The 14,683-nt window shown below is 68.7% G+C and carries 15 protein-coding genes; 7 read left to right on the top strand and 8 right to left on the bottom strand.

Translation table 11 applies throughout. The features are described from left to right. Positions 1-290: 290 nt before the first annotated feature. Positions 291-659, bottom strand: coding sequence for a hypothetical protein (locus I6A81_RS26820; RefSeq protein WP_203003920.1), 369 nt, complete (start codon positions 657-659; stop codon positions 291-293). Here I6A81_RS26820 and I6A81_RS43960 point away from each other — a divergent pair. The 5 genes from I6A81_RS43960 (at position 645) to cyaB (ending at position 6,997) form a co-directional block, all read left to right on the top strand. Next, the gene (locus tag I6A81_RS43960) at positions 645-3,962 is read left to right on the top strand and encodes a helicase HerA domain-containing protein (RefSeq protein ID WP_307874931.1); all 3,318 of its coding nucleotides are present in this window, start codon (positions 645-647) and stop codon (positions 3,960-3,962) included. The genes I6A81_RS26820 and I6A81_RS43960 overlap by 15 nt on opposite strands. Positions 3,963-4,075: 113 nt before the next feature. Next, positions 4,076-4,945: a helix-turn-helix domain-containing protein gene (locus tag I6A81_RS26810; protein ID WP_203003919.1), complete on the top strand. Its 870-nt coding sequence runs from the start codon at positions 4,076-4,078 to the stop codon at positions 4,943-4,945. Then, positions 4,945-5,469, top strand: a complete 525-nt coding sequence (locus tag I6A81_RS26805; RefSeq protein WP_203003917.1) for a flavoprotein — start codon at positions 4,945-4,947, stop codon at positions 5,467-5,469. Before I6A81_RS26810 ends, I6A81_RS26805 begins: the two co-directional genes overlap by 1 nt. A gap of 333 nt (positions 5,470-5,802) precedes the next feature. Beyond that, positions 5,803-6,144 (top strand): hypothetical protein, encoded by a 342-nt coding sequence (locus I6A81_RS26800; RefSeq protein ID WP_203003916.1) that lies wholly within the window; start codon positions 5,803-5,805, stop codon positions 6,142-6,144. A 244-nt stretch (positions 6,145-6,388) separates the two neighbouring features. Beyond that, positions 6,389-6,997, top strand: a complete 609-nt coding sequence (cyaB, locus tag I6A81_RS26795; RefSeq protein WP_203003914.1) for a class IV adenylate cyclase — start codon at positions 6,389-6,391, stop codon at positions 6,995-6,997. Here cyaB and tmk read toward each other — a convergent pair. The 5 genes from tmk to I6A81_RS26770 all read right to left on the bottom strand — a co-directional run bounded on the left by tmk (position 6,916) and on the right by I6A81_RS26770 (position 10,872). Next, positions 6,916-7,545 carry a dTMP kinase gene (gene tmk, locus I6A81_RS26790; protein WP_203003912.1) on the bottom strand — a complete coding sequence of 210 codons (630 nt, stop codon included), beginning with the start codon at positions 7,543-7,545 and terminating at the stop codon, positions 6,916-6,918. The two genes, cyaB and tmk, sit on opposite strands and share 82 nt — an antisense overlap. After that, complete coding sequence (locus I6A81_RS26785) at positions 7,542-9,008, bottom strand: B12-binding domain-containing radical SAM protein (RefSeq protein WP_238429389.1); 1,467 nt, start codon at positions 9,006-9,008, stop codon at positions 7,542-7,544. Before I6A81_RS26785 ends, tmk begins: the two co-directional genes overlap by 4 nt. Then, positions 8,992-9,798: a DNA glycosylase family protein gene (locus I6A81_RS26780; RefSeq protein ID WP_203003910.1), complete on the bottom strand. Its 807-nt coding sequence runs from the start codon at positions 9,796-9,798 to the stop codon at positions 8,992-8,994. Before I6A81_RS26780 ends, I6A81_RS26785 begins: the two co-directional genes overlap by 17 nt. A 61-nt stretch (positions 9,799-9,859) precedes the next feature. Next, on the bottom strand, positions 9,860-10,453 hold the full coding sequence (locus tag I6A81_RS26775) for an ATP-binding protein (RefSeq protein ID WP_203003908.1): 594 nt from the start codon (positions 10,451-10,453) through the stop codon (positions 9,860-9,862). Next, the gene (locus I6A81_RS26770) at positions 10,450-10,872 is read right to left on the bottom strand and encodes a recombinase family protein (protein WP_307874930.1); all 423 of its coding nucleotides are present in this window, start codon (positions 10,870-10,872) and stop codon (positions 10,450-10,452) included. Before I6A81_RS26770 ends, I6A81_RS26775 begins: the two co-directional genes overlap by 4 nt. 231 nt (positions 10,873-11,103) lie before the next feature. On the opposite strand from I6A81_RS26770, the gene I6A81_RS26765 reads away from it, so the two are divergent. Both I6A81_RS26765 and I6A81_RS26760 read left to right on the top strand, forming a co-directional pair. Beyond that, the gene (locus tag I6A81_RS26765; protein ID WP_203003906.1) at positions 11,104-12,480 is read left to right on the top strand and encodes a hypothetical protein; all 1,377 of its coding nucleotides are present in this window, start codon (positions 11,104-11,106) and stop codon (positions 12,478-12,480) included. After that, positions 12,477-13,004, top strand: coding sequence for an NUDIX domain-containing protein (locus tag I6A81_RS26760; protein WP_203003904.1), 528 nt, complete (start codon positions 12,477-12,479; stop codon positions 13,002-13,004). Before I6A81_RS26765 ends, I6A81_RS26760 begins: the two co-directional genes overlap by 4 nt. A 97-nt stretch (positions 13,005-13,101) precedes the next feature. Here the strand turns inward: I6A81_RS26760 and I6A81_RS26755 are convergent, their stop codons facing one another. Then, complete coding sequence (locus tag I6A81_RS26755) at positions 13,102-13,662, bottom strand: AAA family ATPase (protein WP_203003902.1); 561 nt, start codon at positions 13,660-13,662, stop codon at positions 13,102-13,104. 207 nt (positions 13,663-13,869) lie between these two features. Beyond that, positions 13,870-14,628, bottom strand: coding sequence for a GntR family transcriptional regulator (locus I6A81_RS26750; protein ID WP_203003901.1), 759 nt, complete (start codon positions 14,626-14,628; stop codon positions 13,870-13,872). Positions 14,629-14,683 lie beyond the last annotated feature (55 nt).

Genomic DNA, 14,683 nt, shown 5'->3' with positions numbered 1-14,683 from the left:
CGGCGCAGGATCGCACCCTTCGCACCCGGGCCCGTCGCCGCCTCGTACTCCGCGAGAATCCGCAGCTTGTACCCCGGAGAGAACGCCCGCCGCCGCGCCTTCGGCTCCACCTCGGGATCCGGCCGCCCGCCACCGTTCTCACGCTCGTCCACCCGGACATCATCGACCAGGCCACGCCCAGTCGTCACCGCCACCACCACGATCTTCCTCTCCCAACCCGCCCTGGTCACAAGATACTAGGCATAGCTTGTCTCAAGTAATCTTGACGGATAGGGGCGAGAGCCCTCGCGTCACCCGAGACCGGCGGCCGGTACACGGCGACCGTCGCGGCGGGCCAGCTCCTCACGGCGGACCGCGCCATCTCGACGGACCCCGAGTGGGTGAGCGTCGCCGGCCGGGCCTTCGGCACGGCGCGCCGGGACTTCTTCGAGGCGGTCCGTGCCCAGACCGGCCGCGGCCTCGTCGAGGTGGCGGACTTCGACGAGGCCCTTGCCGGGGCCGCGAGCAGGTACACGTCCACCTACAGCCGGGTCCTGCGAGGACGCGACGCCGCCAGCGTCGACGACCTGCGCGCGTTCACCTCGCTCGACACGCTTCGGCTCCGCGTCGACCTCGGCCGGCGCGACCCAGTCGATGCCCTCGTCGTGCTGCCGACCCATCCGCTGCGAGTCGCCTGGTACACCGCGTACTGGGCCACCTTGGAGGGATGGCGCCGCGAGCTGCGCGCCATGCCGGCAAAGGAGCGCGCCGCCCAGCTCGACCTCGAGCTGCTCGCCCGGCTCAGCCCGGCCCAGCTTCCCTTCCTTATTCCGGACGACGATGGCGTGCCCTACGTGTTCGCCCAGAATCTGCGGTTGCTGCACGGCCTGTACCTTCCGGTCCACGAGCCCGATCCGGCGACCGCGACGAGCGAGATCATCGCCGCGCTCGGCCTGCCGGCCACGGATGCCAGCGTGGGCGAGGTGCCCGCCGCCCGGCTCGCCGACCGCATCGGGCTCTATCGCGAGACCCACCAACAGCCAACCCGGCTGCGCATGCTCGCGACGAATCCCGGTAATGGCGCGTTCCTCGCCGAAGCCTTGCGGATCGTCACCACCGACCACGAGGAAGAGGCGGCCGGCGATACCGAGAGCACGCTGCCACCACATCTGCACATCCAGGCGTTCGGCGAGGGCGCCTCCGAGACGAACCCGCTGCCCGGTCTGCGCGAGCTGCAGCGCGAGCTGCTGGAGAGTCGGTCGCGTACCCGCCGCGGCCGCGGTTTCCTCGACCCGGAGCTGGAACTGTCCGCCGCTCAGCTGGCCGCGATCGACACCGCGCAGGACGCCCACCTCGCGGTGCTCACGGACGTCAGCCGCCCCGAGCTGGTCGTCGGCCCGCCGGCGACGGCCGGCAGCGTCTCCTTTCACGGACTTATCACCCGGCCGGTCACCGAACGCGACGCCGGCGGCTGGGTCACGGGCGTCGACTTCCCCGCCACCAAGGGCGCCGAGGTCACCGAGGTACACCGCCGGTTCGCGGAGGCCGTCAGCGCCCTGGTCGTCGCTGGCACCTCCGGCCTGACTAGCTCGTCGGCAGCCAGCGGCCCGGTCGAGCCAGGCGGCCCGGTCGACCTGGAGGCGACGGTCGTGCTCCCCAAAGAGGCACTGTCGTCGTTGCCTGTCCCCGACGCGGTCGAGCGGCCGGTAGGAACCGGTGAGCCGCCACTTGCCCGGGTTCGCATGGAGGTCACCGGGACGACCGCCCGCGTCCTCGACATCGCCCACGAGCGCGCGGACTGGGTCGTCGTCCTCGACCGGTTCCTCGGCCTGGAGGCTTTCGACGACCCGGCAGCGCGCACCGGCGCCGGCCGGCGCTACGTCCTCGACTACGCCCCGGAGTTCCTGGATGGCCTCGGCCACCAGATGGCGATCACCACCGCGCACCGCGCCGACGTGGAGAAGATGTTCCACAAGGCGATGATCGAGCTCGGGTTCACTCGGCCCGACGAGTCGGTCTCGTCGGTGATCGACGAGCTGCTCCTCGTCTCCGGCCGCCTGGTCCTCGCCGCGACCAAGGACAACAACCAGGCGAAGGAGGCCGTGGCACTCGCCGCCGTCGTCGCGCATCTGCGCCGGCGCCGCGAGCTCGACAACACCATCGTCATCCCCGTCGACGCCCACCCCGAGCTGTTCGGTGTCCGCGCGCAGCGCCAGTCGCAGGCCAGCCAGCAGCGGGCGCGGCGTTGCGACTTGCTGCTGGTCCGCTTTCCGTCGGGGCGGAGGGTCAGTATCGAGGCGGTCGAGGTCAAGTCACGCGGAATGCTCGGCAGCGAGGATCTGGCCCGTGACATCGCCAGCCAGGTGCGGCGCACTACCGAGCTCGTCGAAACGCTGTTTTTCACCGAACCTGCAAGGATCGACCGGCCGTTGCAGCGCGCTCGACTCGCGTCGCTACTGCGCTTCTACCTGCGTCGGGCCAACCGGCGAGGTTTGATCAACAGCGACCTGGAGCTTAGCCGCGCGACCGAGGCCATCGAGCGGCTCGACCACACAGGGCTCGCCGTCGAGTCCCGGGGCAGCGGCTACATCGTCGTACTCCAGGCCGACGGCGCCGCCGACTTCGACGTCGACGGCATCCGGATCCGCACACTGACCGCCAGCGCGCTCGGCGCCGCCGACCTAGCTGCCACCAGCGATGCGGTTGACGCCGCCGTGCCACTGCCCCCAGGTGCCAGCACGCCACAGCCGCGTACTGTCGTGCCCCCTTCCACAACGCCACCTGCCCAGCCGCTGGCGCCCGCCACCGTCCCGGTCCTAGGTGGTACCCCGGTGCCAACGGCAGCGCCAACTCCTCCCGGAACCGCGCTGACGTCGATGCCGGTCGAGCCCGTGGCGTCCATGCATGCCGCGACGCCGGAGACACCACCAGGTCTGCCGGAGACCGTACGGGTTCTTCTCGGCCGCACTCTGCCGCCCGAGGAGGACGTGGTCTGGGAGGCCAGCACTAGCGGCAGTCCGCACCTGTTCATCCTCGGCATCCCCGGCCAGGGCAAGTCCGAGACGACCATCCGGCTGCTGCAGGGCGCAGCCACCGAGGGCCTGCCAGCGCTGGTCATCGACTTCCACGGCCAGTTCGGCGTAGACGCCCGCAGGCCGCCATCGCTGCGGGTCTATGACGCCGCCGACGGGTTGCCGTTCTCGCCCTTCGAACTCACCGACGGCGGTGGCAGGTTCGCCTACCGGATCAACGCCACCTCGATAGCCGAAATCTTTGGCTACGTATGCGGCCTTGGCGACATTCAGCGTGACGTCTTCTACGAGGCGCTGGTGCGAGCCTACGAGAACCATGGCCATGGCGGCCCCGCCCCGTCTGGGATCCCGGCCATCGATGAGGTCCGCGATCATATCGTCACACTGGAGAAGGAGCGCGGCGTGCAGAACGTGCTTGCCCGCTGTCGCCCGCTCCTTGAGTACGGTCTGTTCACGGATCACACTGGAGTCTCCGTCCAGGAACTCATCCGTGACGGCCTTGTTGTCGACCTGCATGGCTTTGCCGAGGTCGAGCAGGCCCAGGTCGCAGCCGGCGCCTTCCTGCTCCGCAAGGTCTATCGAGACATGTTCTCATGGGGTCAGACCGCAGAGCTGCGCCTAGCCATTGTCCTAGACGAGGCGCACCGACTTGCCAAGGACGCCACACTGCCGAAGCTGATGAAAGAGGGTCGCAAGTTCGGCGTTGCCGTCATCGTTGCCAGCCAGGGCGTCGACGACTTCCATCCCGACGTCCTCGCCAACGCGGGCACCAAAATAGTATTCCGAACCAACTATCCGCAGTCCCGCAAAGCCGCTGGCTTTCTGCGTACACGCGCCGGTAAAGAGCTGTCGGAAGATCTCGAACAGCTCCCAGTCGGCAATTCCTATGTCCAGACACCCGCCATGGCCAACGCGCGCCGCACCCGAATGCTCCGACCCGACATTTCGTGAGACAAGGACCGTGGGGTTCCAGCCGGCATGCGGCGTTCGTCGTAGTGCCCAGCATTTGGCGCCGGGCCTGCGGTTTACGGCTGTCCGTCGAGTGACGTTGGGATGATGATGGCGTGGTGGAGACCTTCGGGCAGGCGCTGCGTCGGCTGCGGGGATCGATGTCGATCCGGGAGCTCGCGCGCCAGGCGCACTGCGGTAAGTCCCATGTCTCGGACCTCGAACGCGGCCGGCGCGCGCTGTACCGAACCCAGGCGGTTCTCTACCTCGCCGCCGCGAAACTCGCGACCAGGACCGGCGACCACGACCTCGCCTGGATTGCTGCGGACCGCGGCCAGCAGGCCGCGCTCGCCGCGGACGCCCCTGTTCTCGTTGCCACCCTCCGGCGTCAGATCGCCTGCGTCTTCCACGACACCGGCCGGCTCGCCGACGCCGATCAGGTCATCACGACGGCGCTCGACGCCCTGCGCCGTGACGGGGTACAGGACGAACCCGACCTGATCTCCGCGCGCGGAAGCCTCCACCTTCTCGGCGCGATGATTTCCACCCGCTGCGGTGGGCTGGCGCAGGCCCGGCAACAGTTCGCCGCCGCGGCCGACCAGGCACACGCTCTCGGCCGTGACGATAACCGGCTCTGGACGGCTTTCGGCCCGACCAACGTCGCCATCCACACCCTCGCCGCGGTGACCCTCGACGACCCGATGCAGGCAATCCACGTCGCCGAACGCATTGACACCCGGCTGCTGCCGGCGCCGCTGATCGGCAGACGCGTCCGCGTCCAGATCGACCTGGCCCGCGCGCACGCCAGCCTTGGCGAGGACGCCACCGCGACCGTGCACATCCTCGACGTCGCACATCGCGCCCCACAAATGCTTCGATACGACACCGCGGCCAGAACGGTGTGCTCGACGCTGCTCGGGCGGGCGCAAGGCTCGACGGTCTCCGTGCTGCGCGCCGCCGCCAAACAGGCCGGCATCGCCGCCTGATGGCAAGCCGAGCACAGGCGCCTGTCCTGCATGTCGTGGCCTGCGCGGCGCCGCCCGCCAAGCGGATCGAGGAGCTTGTCCGCCTTGCCCAGTCGGATGGCTGGTCGGTATGCGTCATCCCGACCCCGTCCGCGGCCGAGTGGCTGGACGTCGCTGTACTCGCCGAGGCAACCGGTCAACCCGTTCGCGCGCGAGCGCGGCGCCCTGACGAGCCGAAACTGCCGCCGGCCGACGCCGTCGCGATGGTACCAGCTACCTTCAACACGATCAACAAGTGCGCGGCAGGGATCAATGACAGTGCTGCGCTGGGCGTTGTCAACGAGGCCGTCGGCCTTCGCGTCCCGGTGGTGGTCGCCCCCTATGTAAAGGCGACGCTTGCCGCGCATCCCGCATTCGCGCGGGCCCTCGGGGAGCTGGCAGCTTTCGGATTCACAGTTTTACCCACCAACGTGATCCAACCACCCGAGGGCACGGCAACGTTCATGTGGCGTCCCGTGCTCGACGCCTTGGCTCGCGACAGCTGAGCCGGCCAGAGCGTGCCGCCGACCTGGCCCATCCTGCCGTCCGGGACCTGCACGAGCTGCTCGCCCCGACGCCGGCATGACACGCCCTAGACTTCCAGCAGTGACGATCATCGTGGAGCGAGCGACCGCGGCCGACGCCGAAGCCATCGCCGATCTCATGAACGAGCTCGACACCTTCTACGGCGCGCCCCCGACCGAACCTCGCTCGCAGCGGGCCGACACCATCCGACGACTTGTCCTCGCGGCCTCGCCGAAGCCCTCGCCCCGCACACCGCGGACGGCCTCACGGGGATCAGCTGCATCGCGGCCGGTGCCGACAGCATCTTCGCTGAGGTGGTGCTCGATCTCGGCGGGGACCTGGAGGTGATCTTGCCTGCCGCCGACTACCGGCAGCGCAAGGTCAAACCAGATCACGCCGATCTGTTCGACAGCCTCGTCAGCCGCGCCGTCCATGTGCGGGTCATGCCGCCCGACGAGTCTGACCGCGCGGCCTACGAAGCCGCGAACGAAGCGCTCCTCGGCTCCATCGACCTGCTCATCGCCGTCTGGGACGGCCGCGCCCCCGCTGACCAGGGAGGCACCGCCGCCGTCGTCGAGTCCGCCAGGTCCAGGGACCTGAAGGTAGAGATCGTCTGGCCTGCCGGTGCGCAACGGCGCAGCCACCTTCCACAGTGACGACCGCCCGGCTCGACGCGAACGAGCGAGGAGGCTCGCGGTCGAACTCGCGATCCGGCACGCCAGCGGCGAAGACGTCCCACACCTGTATCACGGTGTGAGTCGCTTCGTGGTCGCGTGAATGCGTCGACAATGAACGCGGAGGGTGTATGTCGCTTGCCGGGTTGTGTCACCCCGTTGCTTGAGCTGGCGGCCTTCGCACTACCATGATGTCCATTGCTGCATGGTTCCATTGGGAGGCGTTGTGCGCGAGGTTGAGGTTAAATACTCGGTGGCGGACGTGGACGCGGTCATCGCCGCTCTACGGGCGTGGGGTGTTCATTTCGGGGAGGCTGTGTACCAGGATGATCAGGCTTTTGCCCCAGTGGGCTGGTCCTTTGGTGGCAGCAAGCTTGGCGTGTCTTTCTTGCGGCTGCGTACGGTGGATGGTCGTCACTGGTTCGCGCTCAAGCAGCCTGGCGTGAACGCCCAGGACTGTCTGGAATACGAGACCGAGGTCCTCGATCGTCGGCAGATGCACGAGGCTATCCTGCGCATGGGTTACTGGGCTACGGTGCGTGTCGCGAAGTCTCGGCGGACCGGGCGGCATGGCGACGTGGCGCTGTGCCTGGATGAGGTTGAAGGTGTCGGGACTTTCTTGGAGCTGGAGCGGATGGTGCCGGACGGCGAGCCGGCCGCCGCTGTTCAGGATGAACTGGCGGCGTTTGTAACCTCACTGGGAATCGAGGCTGTGCGTACCGCGGAGACGTATGACTCGCTCGTCCGGGCAGCTCAGGAGGGCGCGGTGCGGGTGCCGTCCAGTCGGGCGAGCACGGACGCGGCCAGCGCGGCGGTCACCTCCTCGGCTGTCTGAGTCCCGATGTCCTGCACCAGGATGGCGTAGCCGGCGGCTTCAAGTTCGGCGGCGACGGTCCGGTATGCCTCGGTCTCGGCTGTGCCGGCTTCGGGGCCGCCGTGGTGGAACCGGCTGTAGAGGCCGCGCCGGGCGGCCCGTTCGCGGGAGCGGGCGGGGTCGCCCGTGAGGATCACGGTCAGGTCGGGTCGGTCGGCCGCGGCTACCAGCGTCCATAGGAAGTCGGCCGGTACGCCGTCGAGGCCTTGGAGCACCAGGGATGAGGCCACGTAGCGGTCACACACGACGATGGCGCCGGTGGCCAGTGCTGGGCGGATCTCGGTCTCGAGGTGCTGGTAGCGGTCGGCCGCGACCAGGCAGGCCAGGGTGATCCCCTGGTAGTGGTTCGTGCTGAATCGGGCGAGATCTCCGAGCGGGCTCGCGGTCGGTTCCCTGGTAGCGAGCACGGGCAGGCCTTGGCCGGCGAGTTGTCGGGCCAGGGCTGCTGTGACGGTGCTCTTGCCGACGCCGCTGGGCCCGTCGATGGCGAGGAAGAAGCCGGTGTTCATCGGCGGCTGCTGGAACGGGCGTGCTGCTCGCGGGACAGCGTCACCAGGGCGGCGCGTACCTCGTCCACGGTGGCCTCGCCGAACTGGAGGTTGACCGAGAAGTTGAACTCGTCCCGGCCGCGCATGGCGTCGTCGAGGCCGCCTGCGGTGAGGTCTACGGCGGTGTAGGCGAGCAGCTGCGTGGGCTGGTAGCGGCCGGTGGCGACGAGGCGGTCCCATTCTGGAGTGCCGGGGTAGGGGCGGAACTCGAAGACGGAGGCCCGGAAGTCTCCCGGATGACGGTCCGCCGCCTCCCATAGCTCCCGGATGTGGTGGACGGTGGCGGCCAGCTCCTCGCGGGTCTCGGTGGGGAAGCCGAGGATGAAGTAGCCCTTGACGCTGATCCCGCGCTTGGTGAGGCGGTCTACCACGGAGCGGGTCATGGCGGGGTTGATCCGCTTGCCCATGTAGGTGAGGAGCCGTTCGCTGCCGGACTCGACGCCGAGGGCGACTTCCCGCAGGCCGTTGGCGGCAAGCAGATCAAGGAGGGCGTCGTCGGCCCGGTGCAGGATGTTGATCCGGCCGGTGGCGTCCCAGACGAAGCGGTCGCCGAGGTCGGCGGCGGTGAAGGCATCCATGCACCGGCGGATGAACCGTTCGTAGCCGAGGAAGAGGTCGTCGACGAAGCGGAAGGCAGTCACGTCGTGGGCGGCGTGCAGCGCCTCCATCTCGGCGATGATGCCGGCGGGGGTGCGGGTGCGGATGGTGATGTCCGGGTTGGCGCTGACGGCGGCGCCACAGAAGGAGCAGTCGTAGGGGCAGCCGCGGGCGCCGACCATGTTGGCCTCCGTCCTGCCGTCCGGGGCCGTGTACGGGTCGTTGACCAGGAAGCGACGGTCGACGAAGGGCAGGTGGTCTACGTCTGGGGCGAGGTGGTGGCCGGCTCCGGGCCTGCCGCCGGTGACGGGCTTGCGCAGGATGGGATCGAGCCACATCACGCCGGGTAGGTCGGCGCGAGACTTCCTGTCCCGGAGCAGTTCCGCTACCCGGGTTTCCCCTTCGCCGAGCACCAGGGCTTCCAGCGCCGCGAAGCGGGGGTCGGTGATGACGGTGTCGGGCATGGCCTTGGCCTGGTGGCCACCGACCATGACCATGATGTCCGGGTCGAGGCCGGCGGCGATCTGCGCGCTTATCTCGTAGGTCGGGGCGAGCAGGTTGAAGCCGGCCCAGCGTGGCCCGAGGTGGTTGACGAGCTGGTGGGTTTCCCCGATGCCGAGGCCCAGTGCTTCGGCATCAAGAACTCCGACGTTGAAGCCTTGAGTGGCCGCGTAGGTGGCGATGTAGGCCATTCCCAGGACTGGCAGGGTGAAGTCGTTCACCCGGGGCCGGCGGCTGTAGTCGCGCAGTGGGGCGTTGATGAATATGGCGTCGAGTGGACGGCTCAGGTCGGCGCCCAGGACGGCGCCGTCATCCGATGTCTCCATGCTGCGATCCCCAGGCAAGGGTGAGGAGAGTGAGAACGGAAAGGTGCTCGCCGGCCAGGTGTCGCCACTGGGTGCCGAACGCGCGCTCGTTGTGGAACCAGACATGCGACGGGGCGGCTCGTCCCGCCCAGGTGCGCACGGCCAGGTCGGCGTAGGGGTACAGGTCCCAGTGATTCGTGTAGTCCGCGACCGCGGCTCCGGCGGTCCACGGTCCGACGCGACGAACGCTTTGTAGTTCGTCGACGAGGGCTGGCCGGGAAAGGCGCGTCCAGCTCTCGCCATGGGTGACGTACGCCGTGGCGGCGGACCGCAACGCAGGGCGTTTGAAGGCCAATCCCAGTTCGGAGAACTGTTCGTCGTCCAGCTCAAGGATTGCCTCGGCCGTGGGGAACAGAGCGTAGGAATTGCCGTCCGGCAGCGTCACCTGCTGGCCGTGGGTCGCGCACAGCGCGCGGTAGAGCTTCTTGGACTGGCCCGCCCGGATGACCTGACGCAGGATGGCGGTCCCGAGCGCCTCCCACAGGGAGGGATTGCGCAGGCGCCCCACCTGGCCGAGTCCGGTCAGTTCCTTCGCCAGCTCGGGCACATCCTCCGCCGCGCCCTCTGGGAGAGCGAAGACGTCCGCGGCGGGTTCTGTCTCGTCGCCGTCGAGCACGGTGACCACGAGAGTGTCGTGCTCCACCTCGGCCAGGACGAGGCCGCCAGGCAGCGGGCACACACGGCGCGCGCCCTTCTCTTTGGGCAGCCAGGCGGGGTGCTCGATCATCCAACGGTCTGCGGCGAGCGGCATGAGAAAGACTCCGGGTGGAAGGCTCATTCGAGAGGCGAGAGATGGTTAGTGTCTCATGATGTCACTCCGAAGGAAGATGGGTATCCAGGGCACGCAGGCCAGCAAGGACCCGTCGCAGAACCACCAGATCATCGAAATACGCGTCAGGATCGGCGCGGGCGACGCTCGGCGAGCGGTGGGGCAAAGGCGCCGCGGACTCGCCGGGTTCGGCGGCTACCGGTGCTTCGATCTGGCACCAGGTGACTTTTCCTTGGCCGGTGGGTGAGGGGTAGTAGGCGGCCGACAGACTGAGGGATTCCACGATGTGCAGTCCTCGACCGCCGTCGCTGTCGAGATCCGGTGCCCGAAGTATGGGTGGCCTGGGGTTGCGGTCCCAGACCTCGACAATGAGGCTTGTGGCGGCCCAGCTTGTGCGTATGGTCACGATGGCGTTCGGAAAGCGGCCCATCGCTTCCGTTGCCTGGACGGCGTTTGTCACGAGTTCCGAGACCAGAAGGCTGGTGGTGTCGATGAGATCGGAAATTCCCCACTGGTTGAGCAACTGGGCTGTCTCGCGCCGGGCCAGCGCTGGAGCGGTGATCGTGGCGGCAAACTGCTGGGCCTTGACCCGGGCGTGGGCAGTGGGCTGCGGCGCGACCGCGGCAGGGAAGTTCATGCCGATCTTAGGGAAGGGGAGGCGGCCCGCGTCCGTGGGTCGGCTTGACTGTGGCCAGCCGGAGGCGCCGTGGCGGTGAACACCTGCGCGCCAAGGGTTTCGACCTCGACCTCGATGGCTCGGCGCACGGCTGGAAGTGGCGAGAGGTGGTCGACGTCCATGACCAGAACACCGGATGCTTCCGATCGCCTGACCGTTTCGAGGAGAACGGTCAGGCCGGGCCGGACGATGCGGCCTGGCGGAACACAGCGATCGACGAAGACCTCGGCGAGGGCCAGACCCTCTGCGCGTGCATGACGGGCGAGTTGGTCGTGTAGCCGATCGATCTCAGCCTCGTCGGCGTGCTCCAGGCTTATGTAGCCGTACACCACCTTCGCCGGTTCCGGGGCCGCCGACATCGGGGTACGCCTGCTGTCCACGGCTACCTCCATCCAGGCTGGGCTGTTGGCTGACGCCCGAGGCCGAGGAGGTTCATGGCTCGGCCCCGGGCGCCTGGCTCAAGCGTGCGCGGACCGGAGGGAGCCGACCATGTCACGCCATGTATGACGCCTATACATGGCGACGCCGGAACCAAACTCGTCGTGACCGACGTCGATTTACACTGCTGATCAAGCACACCCGGTCACGAAGGGGAGCAGGTCAGGCGAGACATGGACGCCGCACCCGGCCGGTACTGCTTCTCGTGCGGAGGCCGTCTGGCACGTGACAACCCTGGCTCCCGCTGTGCCCGGTGCCTGCACCGTGGTCGTCTGGAGCAGGACGAGGCTCCCGAGCTTCCGGAGCATTTCTGGCAGACCGACCAACTCCGTGATGCCTTCGCCGCCCAGCACATCGGGCTGGTGTCGGTGGCGTACCGCGTGAACCCGCACCACCGCCGGCCCATCAGCCAGGAGCGGCTGGGCCGGTGGCTCGGCCTGACCCAGGCTCAGGTGAGCCGGATCGAGAGCAGCCCACCCATCCGGGACCTTGACCGGCTGACGCACTGGGCCCGAACGCTGCGGCTACCGCCGCACCTGCTGTGGTTCGACCTTCCCGGGCGCCCACGACCACGACCGGCGGCGGTGACCGCGAGACAGGAGCTCTCGTCACGCGGGACGTTGATGCCGGTAGCTCTGGTAGGCGGAACGCTGGAGACGATCCGGTCCGCGGCGCTGGCCTTCCGCGCCGCGGACCGGCAGCTGGGAGGCGGCCGGCTCTATGCCGTGGTGGTCAGGTTCATCCAGACCGAGGTGACGCCGCAACTCGTCGGCCATACATATCCGCCGTCGGCGGTCTTCGCGGCGGCGGCGTCGCTGACGGACATGGCCGGGTGGCTGGCCTACGACGACGACCGGGGTGACCTCGCGGCGCAGCACTTCGTCCAGGCGTTCGGCCTGGCGACCGCGGCCGGCGACCAGGCCCTGAGTGCGCAGGCGCTCGTCAGCCAGAGTCACCTAGCCTTGGAGAATGACCGTCCTCGCGACGCCGTCCGGTTGGCCAACGCGGGCCTCGCACTGGTGCGGGATGACCCCCGGTGCGGGGCGCTACGCAGCCGGCTGTACGCGATGAAGGCCCGCGGGAACGCGCTCGCGGGCGTGTCGTCCGAGTGCCTGACCGCGCTGCGGGACGCCGAGCAGGAGCTGGCCTGTACGGCACCCGGCGAACACGAATGGCTCAGCCCCTTCGACGAGGCGGCGCTCGCCGCCGAGGCTGCTATCTGCCTGCGCGACCTGAATGACTGGAACGCAGCCGAACGTCAGGCACTGCGGGTACTGGAGCTACGCACTCCGGACCGGGCGCGCAGCCGAGCCTTCACCAACCTGACCCTGGCCAGCGTGCAGCTCAGGCGCGGTGATCTCGATGCCGCCTGTGAGACCGGTACGCGGGTGCTGGACGCGGCGACACACCTGGCCTCCGACCGCGTGGTCAGCCAGCTTCGAGCACTCGGCCGCCGACTTGAACCACACCGCGGCGCGACTACTGTCGACGACCTCCTCGGTCGTGTCACCGCCACCTTGCCCGCCCACCGAACCGCCGAGGCGCCATGAGCGTCGAGCGGGAATGGGAGGCCAGCTACCAAGGCCGGGACGCCGCCGAGTTCGCGTACTTGGCTGAAGGCAACGCCCGCCAGGCGCGCAAGCGGGTCTCCGCCGACGCCGTCATCCGGGACGAGACCGGACGCCTGCTCCTGGTCGACCCGACCTACAAGCCCGACTGGGACCTGCCCGGCGGCATGGCCGAAGCCAACGAACCTCCGCGCCAGGCAGTGCGTCGAGAACTGAAAGAAGAACTGGACCTCGACCTGCACGTCGGCGAGCTGCTCTGCGTGGACTGGGTTTCACCCCACGGCCCCTGGGACGATCTGCTGGCCTTCGTCTTCGACGGCGGCACCCTGTCCGCCGATCAGGCTCGGAGCCTGCACGCGGTGGACCCGGAGCTGGCCGCCATCCGCTTCTGCCCTCCAGACGAGGTGGCGAGGCTCCTGCGCCCCTATGTATGGCGACGCGTGCAAGCGGCCCTGACCGCCCTGGATCACGGCGGAGTCCGCTACCTCCAGGACGGCTGCGTCTGAGGAAGGCGGCCTCGCCGCGCTGGATCGGGTCGCCGACGAGATCGGCGCCCTCGTCGCCACCGTGGCGCGGCGCTGGTCGCCCCGAGGCATGCGCCGGTCAGGCTGGGAGCGGTGGCGCGGTGCCTGGTCGGATGCGCGGGGGCAGGGCCTCGGTGATGATGCGGGTCACGATCTGCTGCTGGGTCTGGGTGGGGCTGAGGGTCTGTTCGCCGGGGACGCCGAGCAGGTCGTTGGGGACGTACCACTGGGCCAGCTCGTGTTCGCCGTAGCCGCCGGCGTTCGGTTTCGTTGCGTGCCTGCGCACGGTCTCCTCGAGCGGGAGGCCGAAGTAGTAGACGTGGGCTGGGCCGGGGTGCGTGGCGATGACCGCTCTGAGTGTGGTGCCGTAGCGGGAGGCGTCGAGTATGCCTTCGAGGATGACGTCGTAGCCGCCGGTCAGGCAGCGGGTCACGATCGTGGCGATCAGGTCGATGTTGAGTGCGCCTGGCAGGTCTGGTTCGCGGAGCAGTTCGCGGCGGATCACGTCCTGCTGGACGACGGCGACCCCGCGGCCGACGGCCTGTCGGATCGCGAGGGCGGTGGTTGTCTTGCCGCTGCAGGAAGGGCCGCGTAGCACGACAAGCGAGGGCAGCCGGTTCGTGTTCAGGGGTGTCGGCATGGGCGGCACAGTAGATCGGCCAGACGATGGGAGCGCAGCGCGGGACGCGGTCCGGATGGCCGCTGCCGGGTGGCTATTTCGGCTGCTGGTCGCGTCTGGCCTTGTAGGCGGTGATGTCGGAGGCGAGCCAGACCCGGGTGCGTTCACTGCCAGCGCCCATCGGTAGTGGTTCGGGGAAGTCCTTAGTGACGATGACCTGGCTGGGCCTCAGTTGACGGCGAGGCGGTAGGTGAGCAGGTTTCGGTGGCCGGCCATGATGATGTCGGCTGTTTCGACTGGTGTTTCGCCGGCGTAGTAGGTGCGGCGCATGGTCAGGACGGCGACGCCTGGTGGTAGCGCGAGGGTCTGGACCTCGGTGGGGCTGGGTGGCCGGGCGGTGATTTCCTCGCTGACGGAGTCGATGTGCAGGCCGATGGTGTCGAAGCGGGCGACGACGCCGACGGTGGTGCCTGCTTCGGGTAGTTCGATGAGTGTTCTGGCGGTGAGGGTCGCGGGTTCCCAGGAGATGGCGGTCTGGATGGGTGTTCCGTCGTAGCGGTAGAGGTAGCGCGTGACGACGACGGGGTCGCCGGGTTGGATGGCGAGCCGGGTGGCGATGTTCTCGTCGGCGGTCTCGCGGGTGGTGTCGTGGTCCCAGGAGGCGTGGCCGCCGGAGGCCTCGACGGAGCGCGCGAACGGCGGGGTGGGTTCGGTCGAGGTGGTTGGTCGGCGCTGGTAGAAGTCGGTGGCGATCCGGCGGATCGAGGGGCGGGTCTGGACGAAGGTGCCGTGCTGGCCTCGGGTCTCGACGAGTCCTTCGGCTTGGAGTTGGGCGATGGCTCGTCTGATCGTTTCTTGTGCGGCTTCGTAGGCGCGGGCGAGTTCGCGGTGGGGTGGTAGCCGGGAACCGGGTGGATACTCGCCGGATTCGATCTTGCCGCGTAGTGACGTGGCGATCCGCGTGTAGGGCGGTCCGGCTGGCGACATGCCCTAGACCATAGCGAGACCTGCTGCGGCGCAGCGCCATTCTATGCCTTAAGGC

The sequence above is a fragment of the Frankia nepalensis genome, from assembly GCF_016786325.1.
Classification (GTDB): domain Bacteria; phylum Actinomycetota; class Actinomycetes; order Frankiales; family Frankiaceae; genus Pseudofrankia; species Pseudofrankia nepalensis.
The sequence above is the reverse complement of the archived record's forward strand: the minus strand, read 5'-3'. Positions and strand labels throughout refer to the sequence as shown.

What these genes read in the sequence shown, in the direction of transcription:
- I6A81_RS26765 (WP_203003906.1), top strand. Translation starts at nt 11,104, where the DNA reads ATGGACGCCGCACCCGGCCGGTACTGCTTCTCGTGCGGAGGCCGTCTG.
- I6A81_RS26805 (WP_203003917.1), top strand. Translation starts at nt 4,945, where the DNA reads ATGGCAAGCCGAGCACAGGCGCCTGTCCTGCATGTCGTGGCCTGCGCG.
- tmk (WP_203003912.1), bottom strand. Translation starts at nt 7,545, where the DNA reads ATGAACACCGGCTTCTTCCTCGCCATCGACGGGCCCAGCGGCGTCGGC.
- I6A81_RS26775 (WP_203003908.1), bottom strand. Translation starts at nt 10,453, where the DNA reads ATGAACTTCCCTGCCGCGGTCGCGCCGCAGCCCACTGCCCACGCCCGG.
- I6A81_RS26755 (WP_203003902.1), bottom strand. Translation starts at nt 13,662, where the DNA reads ATGCCGACACCCCTGAACACGAACCGGCTGCCCTCGCTTGTCGTGCTA.
- I6A81_RS26760 (WP_203003904.1), top strand. Translation starts at nt 12,477, where the DNA reads ATGAGCGTCGAGCGGGAATGGGAGGCCAGCTACCAAGGCCGGGACGCC.
- I6A81_RS26820 (WP_203003920.1), bottom strand. Translation starts at nt 659, where the DNA reads ATGGGTCGGCAGCACGACGAGGGCATCGACTGGGTCGCGCCGGCCGAG.
- I6A81_RS26780 (WP_203003910.1), bottom strand. Translation starts at nt 9,798, where the DNA reads ATGCCGCTCGCCGCAGACCGTTGGATGATCGAGCACCCCGCCTGGCTG.
- I6A81_RS26750 (WP_203003901.1), bottom strand. Translation starts at nt 14,628, where the DNA reads ATGTCGCCAGCCGGACCGCCCTACACGCGGATCGCCACGTCACTACGC.
- I6A81_RS26785 (WP_238429389.1), bottom strand. Translation starts at nt 9,008, where the DNA reads ATGGAGACATCGGATGACGGCGCCGTCCTGGGCGCCGACCTGAGCCGT.